Source organism: Rhizobium sp. WYJ-E13 (genome assembly GCF_018987265.1).
Taxonomy (GTDB): domain Bacteria; phylum Pseudomonadota; class Alphaproteobacteria; order Rhizobiales; family Rhizobiaceae; genus Rhizobium.
Genome location: NZ_CP076853.1, coordinates 2571706 through 2588744, shown reverse-complemented (window position 1 = coordinate 2588744; position 17039 = coordinate 2571706). Strand labels below are relative to the sequence as shown.

16 protein-coding genes are annotated in these 17039 nt (G+C 59.8%); 11 read left to right on the top strand and 5 right to left on the bottom strand.

Annotated elements, in window-relative coordinates:
• The first annotated feature begins 349 nt into the window (after positions 1-349).
• Complete coding sequence (locus KQ933_RS13040; RefSeq protein WP_216755280.1) at positions 350-2290, top strand: DUF5054 domain-containing protein; 1941 nt, start codon at positions 350-352, stop codon at positions 2288-2290.
• 8 nt (positions 2291-2298) lie between these two features.
• Here KQ933_RS13040 and KQ933_RS13035 read toward each other — a convergent pair whose 3' ends face one another.
• The 3 genes from KQ933_RS13035 to KQ933_RS13025 all read right to left on the bottom strand — a co-directional run bounded on the left by KQ933_RS13035 (position 2299) and on the right by KQ933_RS13025 (position 3213).
• Positions 2299-2547, bottom strand: coding sequence for a DUF2934 domain-containing protein (locus KQ933_RS13035; RefSeq protein WP_216755279.1), 249 nt, complete (start codon positions 2545-2547; stop codon positions 2299-2301).
• 234 nt (positions 2548-2781) lie between these two features.
• Positions 2782-2997, bottom strand: coding sequence for a hypothetical protein (locus tag KQ933_RS13030; RefSeq protein WP_253958236.1), 216 nt, complete (start codon positions 2995-2997; stop codon positions 2782-2784).
• A gap of 9 nt (positions 2998-3006) precedes the next feature.
• Complete coding sequence (locus KQ933_RS13025; RefSeq protein WP_216755278.1) at positions 3007-3213, bottom strand: hypothetical protein; 207 nt, start codon at positions 3211-3213, stop codon at positions 3007-3009.
• Between the two features lie 318 nt (positions 3214-3531).
• On the opposite strand from KQ933_RS13025, the gene KQ933_RS13020 reads away from it, so the two are divergent.
• Positions 3532-3915 (top strand): hypothetical protein, encoded by a 384-nt coding sequence (locus tag KQ933_RS13020; protein WP_216755277.1) that lies wholly within the window; start codon positions 3532-3534, stop codon positions 3913-3915.
• A gap of 94 nt (positions 3916-4009) precedes the next feature.
• Positions 4010-4417, top strand: coding sequence for a DUF4174 domain-containing protein (locus KQ933_RS13015; RefSeq protein ID WP_216755276.1), 408 nt, complete (start codon positions 4010-4012; stop codon positions 4415-4417).
• 4 nt (positions 4418-4421) lie between these two features.
• Here the strand turns inward: KQ933_RS13015 and KQ933_RS13010 are convergent, their stop codons facing one another.
• Complete coding sequence (locus KQ933_RS13010) at positions 4422-5132, bottom strand: GntR family transcriptional regulator (protein WP_216758903.1); 711 nt, start codon at positions 5130-5132, stop codon at positions 4422-4424.
• A 266-nt stretch (positions 5133-5398) separates the two neighbouring features.
• Between KQ933_RS13010 and KQ933_RS13005 the strand changes: the two genes are divergently transcribed.
• The 7 genes from KQ933_RS13005 to KQ933_RS12975 all read left to right on the top strand — a co-directional run bounded on the left by KQ933_RS13005 (position 5399) and on the right by KQ933_RS12975 (position 11739).
• The gene (locus KQ933_RS13005; protein WP_216755275.1) at positions 5399-6487 is read left to right on the top strand and encodes an ABC transporter ATP-binding protein; all 1089 of its coding nucleotides are present in this window, start codon (positions 5399-5401) and stop codon (positions 6485-6487) included.
• Between the two features lie 28 nt (positions 6488-6515).
• Positions 6516-7817, top strand: coding sequence for a PotD/PotF family extracellular solute-binding protein (locus tag KQ933_RS13000; protein ID WP_183731266.1), 1302 nt, complete (start codon positions 6516-6518; stop codon positions 7815-7817).
• Between the two features lie 101 nt (positions 7818-7918).
• Positions 7919-8830 carry an ABC transporter permease gene (locus KQ933_RS12995; RefSeq protein ID WP_216755274.1) on the top strand — a complete coding sequence of 304 codons (912 nt, stop codon included), beginning with the start codon at positions 7919-7921 and terminating at the stop codon, positions 8828-8830.
• A 1-nt stretch (position 8831) separates the two neighbouring features.
• Positions 8832-9653 (top strand): ABC transporter permease, encoded by an 822-nt coding sequence (locus tag KQ933_RS12990; RefSeq protein ID WP_216755273.1) that lies wholly within the window; start codon positions 8832-8834, stop codon positions 9651-9653.
• Position 9654: 1 nt separating this feature from the next.
• On the top strand, positions 9655-10398 hold the full coding sequence (locus KQ933_RS12985) for an aspartate/glutamate racemase family protein (RefSeq protein ID WP_216755272.1): 744 nt from the start codon (positions 9655-9657) through the stop codon (positions 10396-10398).
• Positions 10399-10507: 109 nt separating this feature from the next.
• The gene (locus tag KQ933_RS12980; protein WP_216755271.1) at positions 10508-10996 is read left to right on the top strand and encodes a heme-degrading domain-containing protein; all 489 of its coding nucleotides are present in this window, start codon (positions 10508-10510) and stop codon (positions 10994-10996) included.
• A 119-nt stretch (positions 10997-11115) separates the two neighbouring features.
• Positions 11116-11739, top strand: a complete 624-nt coding sequence (locus KQ933_RS12975) for a DUF2799 domain-containing protein (protein ID WP_216755270.1) — start codon at positions 11116-11118, stop codon at positions 11737-11739.
• Between the two features lie 10 nt (positions 11740-11749).
• Here the strand turns inward: KQ933_RS12975 and KQ933_RS12970 are convergent, their stop codons facing one another.
• Positions 11750-12994, bottom strand: coding sequence for an AGE family epimerase/isomerase (locus KQ933_RS12970; RefSeq protein WP_216755269.1), 1245 nt, complete (start codon positions 12992-12994; stop codon positions 11750-11752).
• Between the two features lie 173 nt (positions 12995-13167).
• Between KQ933_RS12970 and metH the strand changes: the two genes are divergently transcribed.
• Entirely contained in the window at positions 13168-16941 is a 3774-nt protein-coding gene (gene metH / locus KQ933_RS12965) for a methionine synthase (protein ID WP_216755268.1), read from the top strand.
• Positions 16942-17039 lie beyond the last annotated feature (98 nt).

Genomic DNA, 17039 nt, shown 5'->3' with positions numbered 1-17039 from the left:
AAGCAGCAAGATGACAGGCATATCGCGAACGCATCTCACCGGCCATCAGGGCAGATGGCATATGAACACGTCTTCACATTCTTTCGTTAGATAATTGCGGTCTGGTACCGCAGGCAAGACGCTCGAAACAAAGTACAACAAAATATCCAGCATATTCGGGTATCTCGCTCAAATATGCTTGACGGATCGTTACGTTGCGGCGCAAGGCTGTTTGTGGAAACGATTACACAGCAGGTTGTTGTATCATATTGGGAGGATGGCCTGTATTGCGCGTTGGACACACAGCGCCTTGCGTGGAGACCGCGTGAAAACCGCTTGATGGCGGCAAGGCCGGCCCAATGGAATGGAAATGACCGAAAAGCGTGTGCATCTGGTCTTCAAGACCCATCTCGACATCGGCTTTACTGATCATGCCGAGAAAGTCCGCCGTCAATATCACGAGCGCTTCATCCCGCAGGCGATCGAGACCGGCGCGCATTTCCATGCCGAAAACCCTGAAGAGCCGAAGTTCATCTGGACAACGGGCGCGTGGCTGATCTGGGATCATCTGAATTCGCGCTCGCCTGCCGAGGTCGCAGCACTCGAGCAGGCGATCGAGCGGGGACTCATCCGCTGGCACGGGCTGCCCTTCACCACCCACACGGAGCTGATGTCGTCAGACCTGTTCCGCGCCGGTCTTTCCTTTTCGCAGGAGCTCGACCGCCGTTTCGGCAGGACGACGATTGCGGCGAAGATGACCGACGTTCCCGGCCACACCCTCGGCATGGTGCCTCTGCTTGCCGAGGCCGGCATCCGCTTCCTGCATCTCGGCGTCAACACCGCTTCCCCGCCGCCTGATGTGCCCGATGTTTTCCGCTGGCGCGCGCCCGATGGGGCGGAAGTCGTCGTCATGTACCAGCGCTCCTATGGCGAGACCTATTTCCCCGAAGGTTTCGACGACGGGCTGAGCTTTGCGCATACGCAGGACAATATCGGTCCGCAGAGCGTGCCGCAGACTGCGGAAGTCCATCGCGACATGCGCCGCCATGAGCCTGACGCGATCATCCGCGCGGCGACGCTGGAGGATTATGGTGCGATCCTCTGGGGGAAGCGCGAACGCTTTCCGGTGCTGGAGCTGGAGTTGGGCGACAGCTGGATCCATGGCAGCGCCGCCGATCCCTTGAAGACGGCGAAGTTTCTGGCCCTGCAGCGGCTCTATGACCGTTTTGCCGGCGAGGGGCTCAATAGGCGCAGGCTCGCCTTTGGGCGCGGGCTTGCCATGGTGGCGGAGCATACGTGCGGGGTGGATATCAAATCCTACCTGCGCGACGACAGGGCCTGGGCAAAAGCCGATTTCAAAGCTGCTCGCAAAACGGACTACCGGTTCGCCTATACCGAGGCATCGTGGGACGAGCAGCGCGGCTATATCGACCAGGCCGTCGCCGAACTCGATGGCGATGACCAGCAGCACGCACAGGCTGTGCTTGCGGAGCTTTTTGCGCCGCCGTTCGTCGACAGCATGAGCCGCGAAACCCGTCTCAGCGCCGGCGGCTGGTCGATCGAGCTGAATGAAGTGACGGGTGATGTCACGGCGCTCACATCACCGCAGGGCCGGCGGATCACCGGCCGTGCTGGCTCTCTGATCGCCTATCGCTATGAGAGCTACGATGCTGCCGACGTCAACAGGCATATGGACAGCTATCTCACCCATCGCCAGGAATGGGCGGTGCTGGATCACGACAAGCCGGGGCTTGACCGTTCGGGTGCTGCGCTCTCCAAGATTTTCATGCCTGATCTTAAAAGTGCCGGCGAGGGAGGGCTTCTGCTGTCCATGCCCACTGAGGCTGTTGAACGTTTCGGCGCACCGCGCCAGCTCGCTGTCGCGTTTTCGGCCGATGGCGATGCCTTGGAACTGCGCCTTTCGCTGCGCGACAAGCCGGCGAACCGCATGCCGGAGGCAAGTTTCCTTTCCTTTACGCCCGAGGTCGCAAAGGGCTGGGCCTTCAGGAAGATGGGTCTATGGCACCCATCCGGAAAATCTGCCAGCTCCGGTGGTGCTCAGCTTCAGGCCGTTACTGCAGTCCGGGGCGATTTCGAGGATGCTGGAGGCGGTGCAAGGGCGCTCCTCATCAAGCCCCTGGACACGCCGCTGGTCGCGCCGCAGAGCTGGGATTTCATGAGTTTCTGCAAAGGCTTGCCGGATTTTGAAGAGGGAATCCGCTTCAACCTGCACAACAATAAATGGGGAACCAACTTCCCGATGTGGTGGGAAGGCGATTTCTCGGCCCGTTTCCGTGTCAGTTTGGAATAGCCGTGCGTTCAACCGGCCCGCGACAGCTTTTGGCGTTGGTAGCCGAGAGCAGCCGGCCTGCGTGGTTTCGGCGCTTTCGGGCGAAATTTGACGAGGACTTCATTGCCATCCGTCGAGGCACGAGTGCGCTCCAGCCTCTCGCGTTCGGCTGTTGCCTGGAGCCAATGTTCGGCATCACGGCCGTGCGGCCTGCCTTCCGCTTCCCAGATCGCATAGGCTCGCTTGCATATCCACTCATGCCTGGAGGTGTTGCTCATAATTCCGTCCTTCTTGCGCCGATCTTTTCCCCCGCCTTCGATTCCACACGATCGGCCTCCCGCCAAAGGCGGCACTTCAAGCCGATCGTGTAGAAGGAGCCGGCAAAATATGCCGTCTTTCGATGGGGCCGCATGGCCTTTCGCCATGCTCACCGGAAGAACGATTTCACCTGAGATGTGTTCCCGACATATTCGGTGAAATTTCGCTTCAGGAGGCCGCAGAGGGAGGAGCGGTCATTCAGGGCGTGACCGCTCGCTGTTGGCTTCGTCGTGGTTGACGTTCCAGTCCCTGTGCGACCTCTGGCCGGGCGGTGTGCGGTGGATGGTGGCATCATCGGAATGAGTGATGTCGCGCGGCTTGGCGCTGGAGACGCCGTCGTTGCGGCGGCCCTCGTCCGAACGCGCGAACTGTCCTCCGGCATCTTTGCGGATTTTGTCTTTGCTGCTCACGATTCTATCCTACTCGCGGATACGGTCGGGCTGAACTGGCGGACGGCGCTTGGCCGCCATCAACAAGTCCAACTCGATAGAAGACGGACCGAAGCGGGTGAAGAGGCTTTCGGCCTGTTCGTTCTTGAGGCCGTATTTGGCGGCGAACTCATGAAGACTATAGGGGCGGCCACGCAGGGTGCGGCTGCGTCGTTCAGGTTGGTGAATTTGCGTCATTGCTGATCTCCCCAGACTGCTTGCGGGGGAAAAACCTGTCAGCGCCTTAAAGGTTCCAAATCCGCCTTTCCGATGTTGTCTACAGGCGAAAACGCTGTTTGAGCCTGTCTCGCCAACAAAAAATGCCGGCAAGTCTTAATGAATTTCAATCGGTTAGAACCTGCCGCGAGCAGGGTGGTCAGAAATGGCTTTATCACGCCTGTGTTACTCTATAAAATGAATCGTGTATCCGGTCCGAAGGAGGAGTCGAGCTTTTGTTTCCGCGTCGATCCGGACCGGGTCTTGAGGAAGCTGGCTTAATCCACAGAGGAGACAGACATGATGAATGCACTGCCGCCACTTCACAACGGACATGCGCCGTTTACCCTGCAGCAGCTCTTCCGCGAGGCGCTTTACGCCTATGAGGAATGGGACAGCGAATTGACGGAGCCGATCGTTACCTATGAAGGCAGGGTCATCCCTATCAGTTTCGTTTTCGAAGCCATGCGCGAATGCACCGATATCGTCCCGGCCAATATCGTCAGCGCCGTCACCGAACGGCTGACCAAACCCTGGGAGGGCGAGGGACCGTTGGACCAGATGACCTTTTCCACGGCGGCGCGCGTCATGCGCGTTCTGGTGCGCAAGCGCCTTCTCGCCAATGGTACGCCTGACATCGTCGCGCTTTCGACGCGCGCATCCGAAGGCGAACCGCGCGAATAGCCCTACTGGATCGCGGCATTGGCCGCGATCCTCCCCCATTCGGGAACCGTGCTCATTTCCAGCCGTTGAAACAGGCAGAGAAGGAATGAGCATCATGTTGAAATCCATTCTGCAAGAAATCATCGGATCCGGCGTCCGCAAGCCTCATCTGCCGCGATCGCTGGAACAGTTCCTGGGCGAGAAGAATATCTTGATCGTCTTTGCCGACGCCGAGGACGACAGGCCGATCATTCAGGACGAATTGCTGCGCAAATCGCAGATGCGGCTGATCGAAGACGATATCGAGGTCTTCACCATCGCCGGCGGCGGTGCATTCTCCCTATTCGAGGATGGACATGACCTTGATGCCGACGATGTGCGCGAACAGCTTCAGGGACCGCTCAACGGCGAATTCGGGTTGGTGCTGATCGGCGCTGACGGCAAGATCAAGCTGCGCTCGAGCGAACCGATGAGCGTGGAGGAAATCAGCCGCGCCGCCGATCTCCCTTCACCAGGCCACTGATCTCTCAGAGTTCGAATGCTTCCTTGAGGCCGAGACTCTTGCGTTCACGCAGGTCGAGATCGGCCTCGATATGGGCGATATGGTGCAGCATCAGATGGCAGGCGCGGTCGAGTTCCCTGCGTTCGATCGCCTCGATGATGTCCCCGTGTTCGGCATGGCCGCAGCTTGACACCGTCGATTGCCCGTAGAGCGCGATCACCAGGGATGAGCGGGCGACCAGCTCTTCCATGAAGCGCTGCATGATCGCATTACCGGATATAGCCGCGAGCGTCAGGTGGAAATCGCCCGACGCCTTGATCTCTGCCCGCCTTGCCGTCTGGCCGCGTTCGCTCATCAGCCGGCCTTCCTCCAAAAGCAATTGCTTCAGGTGCTGGATATCGGATGGTGTGATGCGGGCGGCAGCTTCCCGCAGAATGCCGGGCTCGACCAACCGGCGGGCGGCAAAAATCTGCCGGGCCTCTTCCGGGGAGGGATAGGCGACGAAAGCGCCGCGATTCTTTTCGACGCTGACGAGACCTTCATAGGATAGCGCTTGCAAGGCAGCGCGCGCCAACGTGCGGCTGACGTTGAAGAGATTGCCGACATCGCTTTCCGACAGTTTCGTGCCGGGTGACAGGCGCCGCTCGACGATCGCGTCCCTGATCGCATCGCGGATCTGCGGGACGCCCGTTTCCTGGGTATCGTCTTGACTGATGGCGCTGGCGGCAGATTTCATGAAATCGGTTTCCTTGATGTCAGTAAACATAGCCATCTTCGTCTCAAAAGTTAAACGGATTTTGTGAGCAGGATTTAGTCAGAATTGTATACGATCTTTTGCACGAATTGAGCACGAAAGCCCATTTTGTGTGCAGCGCGAAAAATATCCGCTCTTTCGTCAGGGCGCATTATGTCATGAAAAATTCATGATTTGTAAGGGTTTGGAATGCGCCCGGCAAATTGGCACGGCAGATGCATCGTCTTTCTCGAACAGAGGAAGACACGATGTCGAAAGCGGCAGAGATCGATATAGCATCCGTTTCCAAGGTCTATGGCGCGACCACCGCAGTGCATGCCATCAGCCTTAAAATCCCGGCAGGTTCCTATTGCTGCTTCCTGGGTCCTTCAGGCTGCGGCAAGACCTCGACGCTGCGCATGATCGCCGGTCACGAGACCATTTCATCGGGCGATGTCCGCCTCGGCAATGTCGTCGTCACCGATTTCCCGCCGGCAAAGCGCGGCACGGCGATGATGTTCCAGTCCTACGCGCTGTTTCCCCATCTCGACCTTATCGACAATGTTGCTTTCAGCCTGAAGATGAAGGGTGTCGACAAGGAAGAGCGTCGCGCCAAGGCGCTCGACATGCTGAAGCTGATGCAGATGGATGCCTATGCATCCCGCCGGCCGGCGCAGCTTTCGGGCGGCCAGCAGCAGCGCGTGGCGCTGGCGCGTGCGCTGATTACCGATCCGGAAGCTTTGCTGCTCGACGAGCCGCTCTCCGCGCTCGACCCGTTCCTGAAGATCCGCATGCGGGCGGAGCTGAAGAAGCTGCAAAAGACGCTCGGCATCACGTTCGTGCATGTGACGCACAGCCAGGAAGAGGCGATGGCGCTCGCCGACCTGATCGTCATCATGAATGACGGGCGCATCGAACAGGCCGCTGCACCGCGCGACGTTTTCGAGAAGCCGGCAACCGCCTTCGTTGCGCGTTTCATGGGCGATCATAACGTGCTTTCCGGCCGGGTGACATCGAGCGAGAACGGCGTTGTCGTGATGCAGGTGCCGGAGGGGCAGAGCTTTTCCGTGCGCGGGACTGGCAGGGAGATCGGCGAGCCCATCGATATCGGCATCCGCACCGACCGCGTGCGCCTCCAAGTGGCGACCGAATGGACCCTCGGTTTCAACGGTATCGTCTCCAACATCGAATATCGCGGCTCCTCGGTGAAGATCACCGTGTTCGGAGCCGGCAGCGACGACTTCACCGTCATCGCAAGTGACAGCGACTATTTCGCAAAGCCGGTCTCGGTCGGCGATGCGGTGTCTCTGAGTTGGGCTCTGGAGGATGCCGTCCTCCTCGGCCGCGTTTCCGCGTGACCTTCAGCATCAAAAAAGGGGAACTGCCATGACGACTGAAACGAAAACCACGACGAAAGCGGAAAAGGGTATTTCCCGCCGCTCGCTTCTGAAGACGGGTGCTGCCGCCGTCGGCGCCATTGCCGGCTCGGGCGCCATCACCGGCTTCCCGACCATCTGGGCGCAGACGAACATCACGCTTCGTCAGTTCGGTACCGGCGTTTCGAACATCAATGCGATCGCCGAGAAGTGCAAAGCCGATCTCGGTATCACGCTGGAGATGACGGCGACCGATTCCGACGCCGCTGCCCAGCGCGCCGTCACCCAGCCTGACAGCTACGACATTGCCGATATCGAATACTGGATCCTGAAAAAGGTCTATCCGGCCGGCGTCATCCAGCCGATGGATGTGAAGAAGCTGAAATATTACGACCAGGTCGTGCCGCTCTTCAAGAACGGCAAGCTGAAGCCAGACAGCGTCATTGCCCAGGGCACGGCACCGCACACCGTTGGCTACGTCGAAAGCAAGGATGCCAAGACTTTCGCCAAGGGGGAGACCGAGCTCTTCACCATGATGCCGACGATCTACAATGCTGATACGCTCGGCATTCGTCCCGACCTCGTCGGCCGCGAGATCACCACCTGGGCTGATATCATGGATCCGAAGTTCAAGGGCAAGACCTCGATCCTCAACATCCCGTCGATCGGCATCATGGATGCCGCGATGATCATGGAAGCTCTGGGCAACATCAAATATGCCGACAAGGGCAACATGACCAAGGCGGAGATCGACAAGACGATCGAGTTCCTGATCAAGGCAAAGCAGGACGGCCAATTCCGCGCCTTCTGGAAGAGCTTCGACGAGTCGGTCAACCTGATGGCATCGGGCGAGGTTGTCATCCAGTCCATGTGGTCGCCGGCCGTCGCCGCCGTCCGCTCCAAGGGTATTGCCTGCAAATATCAGCCGCTCAAGGAAGGCTATCGTTCATGGGGTGGCGGTCTCGGCCTCGCCGCGCACCTCAAGGGCGCGCAGCTCGACGCCGCCTACGAATATATCAATTGGTACACCTCTGGCTGGGTCGGCGGCTATCTCAACCGTCAGGGCTACTACTCCGCTTGCATGGATACCGCCAAGAACTTCATGACGGCAGACGAATGGGGCTACTGGATCGAAGGCAAGGCGGCGCAGGGTGATATCCTTTCGCCGGAAGGCAAGGTCATGGAAAAGGCCGGCGCTGTTCGCGATGGTGGTTCGTTCGAAGAGCGCATGGGTCATGTGGCATGCTGGAATTCCGTCATGGATGAAGACCGCTACATGGTCCGCCGCTGGAACGAATTCATCGCCGCCTGAGGCACGTCGGCGTTTGCCGCTTTTCCTCCCCTCGTGGGGAGGGTTGGGGAGGGGTCTTTGACGACCTCTCCTTTCTTCCTTGATGAACGAAAGGACCAGACATGGCCACGATCGCTTCAGAGCAGACGATACCGGCAGCGGAGACGCCCAAACGCGCCTTCCGGCTTGCGCCATGGGCGATCTCCTATCTGCAGGCCACGCCGCTGATCGCCATCCTCGGCTTCTTCTTCATCCTGCCGATCGCCATGATCGCGGTCGTCAGTTTCTGGGATTATGATTTCGCCGGTCTCTATCCCGATTTCCTGACCATGAACTATACCGAGACGCTCGGTTCATGGGTGACGTGGAAAACCTATCTCAACACGCTGAAATTCACCGTCATCGTCTGGGCGCTGACGCTCTTCATCGGCTTCTGGGTCGCCTATTTCCTGGCCTTCCATATCCGCAAGACCTCGACGCAGATGATCCTCTTCCTCGTTTGCACCGTGCCCTTCATGACATCGAACATCATCCGCATGATCTCGTGGATCCCGGTGCTCGGGCGTAACGGTCTCGTCAATTCGGCGCTGGTGCAGATGGGCATTGTACCGCAGCCGGTGGAATGGCTGCTCTATTCGGATTTCGCCGTGGTGCTCGCCATGGTGCATCTCTATACGCTGTTCATGGTGACACCGATCTTCAATACGCTGATGCGCATCGACCGTTCGCTCTTCGAAGCGGCGCGCGATGCCGGTGCTTCCGGCTGGCAGGTTTTGTGGAATGTGGTGATCCCGCTTGCCAAGCCTGGCATGGCGATCGGCACGATCTTCGTTGTCACGCTTGTCATGGCGGATTTTTCCACCGTGCAGGTCATGTCGGGCGGGCAGAGTGCTTCGGTGGCGCTGATGATGAAGAACCAGATGTCGTTGCTGCAATATCCGGCCGCTGCCGCCAATGCGGTCGTGCTGCTGGCAGTGGTGCTGACGATGGTCGCCGCGATTCTGCGCGTCGTCGATATCCGCAGGGAGCTCTGAGATGAATCGCGAAAAACGCTCCTTCCAATTCTATGTGCTGGCACTCTTCTTCGCTGTATTCGTGCTCTTTCTCTACGGGCCGCTCTCGGCAATTGTCATCCTCTCCTTCCAGGGACCGGATGGCGGCCTGACCTTCCCGCTGAACGGCGTCTCGACGCACTGGTTCTTCAATCTCTTCGAGAAGCAGGCGGTCGGCGATTTCGGGGCGTCCTTCCAGCGCTCCTTCATTCTCGGCCTGATGGTGATGATCGTGACCGTCGTGGTTTCGCTGATGGCCGGCCTTGCCTTCCGCCGGCGGTTTCGCGGCTCATCGGTGCTGTTTTATGCGACAGTCGCAAGCCTCGTCGTGCCCTCGATCATCATCTCGCTTGGTATCGGCGTCGTCTTCCAGCAAGGCGGTTTGCGGCCGGCATGGTATTCCTCGGCCTTCGGTGCGCATCTGACCTGGACGCTCCCCTTCGGCGTGCTGATCATGTTCGCCGTCTTCAATCGCTTCTCGCCGGCATACGAGGAGGCGGCGCGCGATCTCGGGGCGACCTCCTGGCAGACGTTCCGGCATGTCGTTCTGCCGATGATTGCGCCGAGCCTGATCGGCGTCGGTCTCTTCGGCTTCACGCTTTCCTATGACGAATTCGCCCGCACCCTGATGACGTCAGGCACCTACAACACGCTGCCGCTCGAAATCTACGGCATGACCACGAACGTCACGACGCCGGTGCTCTATGCGCTCGGCACGGTCACGACGCTCTTCTCCTTCACCATCATTCTCGTCGCGTTGGGCATCATGATGATGCTCGGCCGGCGGCAGGCAAAGACCCGCTGACATGCGCATATTGATCGTCAATCCCAATACCACCGCTTCCATGACCGAGAAGGCGGCAACTGCCGCTCGTGCGGTCGCTGCCGCCGGCACCGACATCATTGCCGCGACCTCACGCATGGGGCCTGTTTCCATCGAGGGGCACTACGACGGGGCGCTCGCCATTCCCGGTCTGCTGACGGAACTGAAAGAGCGGCAGGAGGCCGGCTACGATGCGGCGATCGTCGCCTGTTTCGACGATACCGGGCTCGATGCCGCGCGCACCTTCGCTGACGTGCCCGTTCTCGGGCTCTGCGAATCCGCTGTCGCGACAGCAGGCTTCCTTGCCCAGCGCTTCACGGTGGTGACGACGCTGGAGCGGTCCCGGGTGCTGATCGATAATCTCGTGCGTCGTTACGGCATGGGTGGTCGTGCGAAGGTGAGGGCATCGGATATTCCGGTGCTGGAACTGGAAGATGCTGGATCGGGAGCGATCGGTAAGCTGAAAGCGGAAATCGAACGGGCGCTTTCGGAAGATGGTGCTGAGGCGATCGTGCTCGGCTGCGCCGGCATGACGGATCTGGCGCGTGAGCTGCAGGATATCTACGGCGTGCCTGTCATCGATGGGGTCGCGGCTGCCGTGAAGCAGGCGGAAGCGCTGGTCTCGCTCGGCCTTTCGACCAGCAAGCGCGGTTCCTATGCCTCTCCGCTGCCCAAACATTTCACGGGTGCGATGAGCGGTTTTGCGCCGATCCGGGCAGCCGGCTGAACGTAGTGCGAAAACTCGCAATGGTGCATAGCGCCAAGTTTTGACTTTACTTTTCCCCCTCGCGTGAGAATTGTCGCAGCCGATTATCACGTTGGAGGAGAGCCGTACCATGTCGATCGACGAGGATCTGATCCGTATCGCGGAGCAGGAAAAGGCACTGAGCTTCGACGCCTTCGATCTGACGACGGCATGGCAGCTCGGCAAGCTCTTGCAGGAACTGGCCACCGAACGCGGCCTCGGCATCGCAATCGATATCACGCTGCATTCCATGCCGGTCTTCTACGCGGCCTTGCCGGGTGTGACGCCTGACAATGTCAACTGGGTGCGCCGCAAGCGCAACATGGTCTTCCGCTATTTCCGCAGCAGCTACGCTTCCGGCCTCAAGCTGCAGAAGGAAGGCAAGACGGTCGAGGACAACGGTCTTTCCGGCGCCGACTATGCGCCGCATGGCGGCAGTTTCCCAATCAATGTCAGGGGCACCGGCTGCATCGGCGCCGTCACCGTATCAGGCCTGCCGCAGCGGGACGATCACAACCTCGCAGTCGAAGCCTTGGCGCTTATCCTGGCGAAGGATCTCGATATGCTGCGGCTGGCGTGAATTCTGCCGCATTTCTGACAAATAAAAGCCACGAAAAGCGCAAGATCGCGATCCGTTCCCGGTGACGGCTTTATTTCCTGACGTTAAGGTGCGCCCTGTTTTGTGACTTGCGGGACATCATGTTACGTTTGCTCTTTGCCTTTGCTGCCATTGGTTTCAGCCTTCTCCTTGTTTCCTGCAATACGCTTTCAAAGGAAGAATGCCTCGCCGCCGACTGGCGGGTGATTGGTGAATCCGACGGCGCTGCCGGATACGAGCCGCAGGAGCGTTTTGCCGCGCATGCCAAATCCTGCGAGCGGGTGAAGATCGTGCCCGACCAGACCATCTGGTATCAGGGCTATCAGGCCGGTCTCGTGCGCTATTGCACGCCGATGAGCGGTCTGATGCACGGGCAGGCGGGCCACGGCTACTCCAATGTCTGCCCACCGGCGACGGCTGCAGACTTCCTGCGCGGCTATACGCTCGGGAACCGCCAGCATTCGCTGCAATCACGGCTAAGCTCGCTGCAGAGCGATTACGGATCGAAGGAAGCCGAGATCGACGACCTGTCGCGCAAGCTCAAGGATGCGCCCGATGCGGACCGGCATGATATCCGCCGGCGGATGGACGATCTCGAAGACGATATGCGCCGCATTCGTAGAGAGCAGCGCGACGTTGAGGACGAACTTGATGACGCGAGCGCTGAGGTGCAGTGGTTCCAGCAGAATCCGAATGCACCGCCGCCGGTCATGCCTGGCTACTGAGGCTTTTGTCTCAGAGCTTGCCGCCGGCTTCCACGATGCCCTTGGTAAGACTGCCCGTTGCCGGGAAGAGCGGGATAAGGCAGGCCTGCAGGGCGTGGTAGATGTCGCCCTTGCCGGGGAAGAGCGAGTGTGAGGGCACGAGATCTTCCGTCAGTTCTTCGTGCCAGCCGCCGTTTTTGTGGTCGATGAAGCTGCGCTCGATCACGTTCCAGATCTTGCGGTAGCATTCTTCGTGATAATCGCTCGGCAGGTGTTCGTTGAGGAAGTGCGCAGCAGCAGCACCCTCGCAGGCCGGCCACCAGAGCTTGTTGCGCTTGGCCGGCTTGTCTGCCCAGTCGAGCGTATAGAAGAAGCCGCCCTTGTCGTTGTCCCAGCCGAGTACCATGGATTGTTCGAAGAGGGCTTTTGCCGCATCCGGCATCCAGTCGATCTTCTTGCCGCCGAGCGCCCAGAGTTGCAGGATCAGGCGGGTCCATTCCAGCCAGTGGCCCGGCGTCGTGCCGGCCGGGCGGAACATTTCGTTCGGATGATAGTAATCCTTATCGAGGTTCCATTCGGCATCGAAATGTTCGGCGACGCGCCAGTCGACGGAGCCCGCCGAACGGCGGATAACGAGATCGGCGATGCTTTCTGCTTTCGTGAGATAGTCCCGGTTGCCGGTCGCTTCGAAGGCGGCCATAAGCGCTTCGGTGAGGTGCATATTTGAGTTCTGGCCGCGATAGGCGCCACCATCGAGCGGATGCCAGTCGGCAGTGAATTCCTCAGCAATCGCGCCGTGCTTGGCTTCCCAGAACCTGTTGTTCAGGACCTCGGTGATATCGGCGAGCATGCCGTCAGCGAGCGGATGGTCGATCGTTTTTGCCGAGGAGGCGGCGAGTAGCACGAAGGCGTGGCCGTAGCCCTGTTTGTTGGAATCGACAGGACCGTCGTTATCCAGCGACCAGAAGTAACCGCCGTTGTTCCGGTCGCGATGGTGGTTCCAGATGTAGTTCATGCCGTGGTCGACCACATCGGCGGCACCCGGGCGGCCGAGAAGCGTGCCGATCGAGAAGCAGTGCACGGCGCGCGAGGCGATATGGAGCGGGCGCACCTGGCCTGCGGCGTTCAGCGGCTTGCCGGCGTCGTCGAGGTCGTAGAAACCACACTTGGGATTGATGGAATTGTGCTGGAAGAAATCGAAGAGGCCGTTGGCCTGCGAGAGCAGCCAGCCGCGATGATAGGCGCGGGTGGACCAGTTGCCGAGTGCAGGTGCCATGATACTCCTCCGAATTCGTGCACAATGCCTTTAGGAGAACGCCTATATAGGGGCTGGGCGAGTCTGTCATCCGCCAAGGCTTGCAACGGCCTAAAGCGATAGGCATATGTTGACATAAAGATATCTTTATGTGATTTGTCGTTTCTGATCTTATGACGTCAAGGAGCCTTCCCGTGTTTGATAGTCTTTTTGGTCCCGAAGGGGGCAAGCGTGACGGCAGTGAAGTATTCGCGGCGCTTAAGAAAGCCGCCAGCGAACGCATCCTCGTTCTTGACGGCGCCATGGGTACGCAGATCCAGGGTCTGGGCTTCGATGAGGACCATTTCCGCGGCTCGCGTTTTATCGGCTGCGCCTGCCATCAGAAGGGCAATAACGACCTCTTGATCCTGTCGCAGCCTGATGCGATCGAGGAAATCCATTATAAATACGCCAAGGCCGGCGCCGATATCCTCGAGACCAACACCTTTTCTTCGACCCGCATCGCGCAGGCCGATTACCAGATGGAAGGTGAGGTCTATGCGCTGAACAAGGAAGGTGCCGAAATCGTGCGCCGCGCCGCGCAGCGCGCCGAGCGTGAAGACGGCAGGCGCCGCTTCGTGGCCGGTGCCATCGGCCCGACCAACCGCACGGCCTCCATCTCGCCCGACGTCAACAATCCTGGCTTCCGCGCCGTTACCTTCGATGACCTGCGTGATGCCTATGCCGAGCAGATCGACGGCCTGATCGATGGCGGCGCCGATATCATCCTCATCGAGACGATCTTCGACACGCTGAATGCGAAGGCTGCGATCTTCGCCTGCGAGGAGCGCTTTGCAGCCAAGGGCATTCGCCTGCCGGTGATGATCTCGGGCACGATCACTGACCTCTCTGGCCGTACGCTCTCCGGCCAGACGCCGACTGCCTTCTGGAATTCGGTGCGTCATGCCAATCCCTTCACGATCGGCCTCAACTGCGCGCTTGGCGCCAATGCGATGCGTCCGCATCTGCAGGAGCTTTCGGGCGTTGCCGATACCTTCATCTGCGCCTATCCGAATGCCGGTCTGCCGAACGAATTCGGCCAGTATGACGAGACGCCGGAACTGATGGCGGCGCAGATCGACAGTTTTGCCCGCGAAGGCCTTGTCAATATCGTCGGCGGCTGCTGCGGCTCCACGCCCGAGCATATCCGTGTCATTGCCGAGACGGTTGCCAAGTACAAGCCGCGGCCGATCCCCGAGCATCGCCCCTTCATGTCGCTCTCCGGCCTCGAACCCTTCGAACTGACCAAGGACATCCCCTTCGTCAATGTCGGCGAGCGCACCAACGTCACCGGTTCGGCCAAGTTCCGCAAGCTGATCACCAATGCCGATTTCACGGCAGCCCTCGACGTTGCCCGCGACCAGGTCGAGAACGGCGCCCAGGTGATCGACATCAACATGGACGAAGGCCTGATCGATTCCGAAAAGGCAATGGTCGAGTTCCTGAACCTGATCGCTGCCGAGCCGGATATCGCCCGTGTGCCCGTGATGATCGACTCGTCGAAATTCTCGATTATCGAATCCGGCCTGAAGCGGGTGCAGGGCAAGGCGATCGTCAACTCGATCTCGCTGAAGGAAGGCGAGGAGAATTTTCTCGCCCAGGCGCGGTTGGTGCATAATTACGGCGCTGCCGTCGTCGTCATGGCTTTCGACGAGACGGGACAGGCCGACAGCTATGACCGCAAGGTCGAGATCTGCACACGCGCCTACAAGCTTTTGACGGAAAAGGTCGGCTTCCCGCCCGAAGATATCATCTTCGACCCGAATATCTTCGCGGTCGCGACGGGGATCGAGGAGCACAACAACTACGGCGTCGACTTCATCGAGGCGACGCGCACGATCCGCAAGACCATGCCACTCGTCCATATCTCCGGCGGCGTCTCGAACCTCTCCTTCTCCTTCCGCGGCAACGAGCCGGTGCGTGAGGCGATGCATGCCGTGTTCCTCTACCACGCCATCCAGGCGGGTATGGACATGGGCATCGTGAATGCCGGCCAGCTGGCCGTCTATGACCAGATCGACCCGGAACTGCGCGAGGCCTGCGAAGACGTGGTGCTGAACCGCCGCGCCGATGCGACCGAGCGGCTGCTCGATGTGGCCGAACGTTTCCGGGGTGCTGCCGGCAAGGAAGCCAAGGCGCAGGATCTCTCCTGGCGGGAATGGAGCGTCGAGAAGCGTCTCGAGCATGCGCTGGTCAACGGCATTACCGAATATATCGAGGCCGATACCGAGGAAGCCCGCCAGCAGGCCGCGCGCCCGCTGCATGTCATCGAAGGCCCGCTGATGGCTGGCATGAACGTGGTCGGCGACCTCTTCGGCTCGGGCAAGATGTTCCTGCCGCAGGTGGTGAAGTCCGCACGCGTCATGAAGCAGGCCGTTGCCGTTCTCCTTCCTTACATGGAGGAGGAGAAGCGCCAGAATGGCGGTGAGGAACGCAAGTCTGCCGGTAAGATCCTGATGGCGACCGTCAAGGGCGACGTGCACGATATCGGCAAGAACATCGTCGGCGTCGTGCTCGCCTGCAACAATTACGAGATCATCGACCTCGGCGTCATGGTGCCGGCAACGAAGATCCTCGAAACGGCTGTTGCCGAGAATGTCGATGTCATCGGCCTCTCGGGGCTCATCACGCCGTCGTTGGATGAGATGGTGCATGTGGCTGCCGAGATGGAACGCCAGGGCTTCGACATTCCGCTATTGATCGGTGGGGCAACGACCAGCCGCGTGCATACGGCCGTCAAGATCCATCCGGGCTACAACAAGGGCCAGTCGATCTATGTGACGGATGCCAGCCGTGCCGTTGGCGTCGTCTCCTCGCTGCTCTCGCCCGAGGGGCGTCAGACCTATATCGATGACATCAGGGCCGAATATGCCAAGGTCGCTGCCGCGCATGCGCGCAGCGAAGCGGAGAAGGTGCGCCTGCCGCTCGCCCGAGCCCGCGAGAATGCGCAGAAGGTCGACTGGGCGGCCTACAAGCCGACCAAGCCGAGCTTCCTCGGTACCAAGGTGTTCGAAGACTACGATCTCGCAGAGCTTGCCAAATACATCGACTGGACGCCGTTCTTCCAGACCTGGGAACTGCGCGGCCGCTATCCGGCAATCCTCGAGGACGAGAAGCAGGGCGAAGCCGCCCGTGCGCTCTGGAACGACGCCCAGGCTATGCTGAAGAAGATCATCGACGAGAAGTGGTTCCGCCCGCGCGCCGTCATCGGCTTCTGGCCGGCAGGCACCGTTGGCGACGATATCCGCCTCTTCAAGGACGATGCGCGCAGGCAAGAGTTGGCGACGTTCTACACGCTGCGCCAGCAGCTTTCGAAGCGCGACGGCCGCCCGAACGTGGCGTTGTCGGACTTCGTGGCACCTGTTGATAGCGGTGTGCAGGACTATGTCGGCGGCTTCGTGGTAACGGCCGGCTTCGAGGAGATCGCCATCGCCGAACGTTTCGAGCGTTCGAACGACGATTATTCCTCGATCCTCGTGAAGGCGCTTGCCGACCGCTTCGCCGAAGCCTTCGCCGAACGCATGCATGAGCGGGTGCGCCGCGAATATTGGGGCTATGCCAAGGACGAGCATCTCTCCAACGAGGATCTCATTACCGAGGCCTATGCCGGTATCCGCCCGGCACCTGGTTACCCGGCCCAGCCTGATCACACCGAGAAGAAGACCTTGTTCGGTCTTCTCAATGCGGAGAACACCGCCGGCGTGAAGCTGACGGAGAGCTATGCGATGTGGCCCGGCTCGTCGGTGTCCGGCATCTATATCGGCCATCCCGACTCCTACTATTTCGGCGTCGCCAAGGTGGAGCGCGATCAGGTCGAAGATTACGCTAAGCGTAAGGGCATGGAGACATCCGAGGTCGAGCGCTGGCTTGGGCCGGTGCTCAACTACGTGCCGCGCAGGGCCGATGAGGACATCGAAGACGCGGCTTGATTGTCGAGTCTTTCCAGTTGCTTGAGGTGGCTGGCTGAGTGATTGATTCAATTAATGAAAAAGCCGGAACGTGATTCATGTTTCGGCTTTATCTTTTT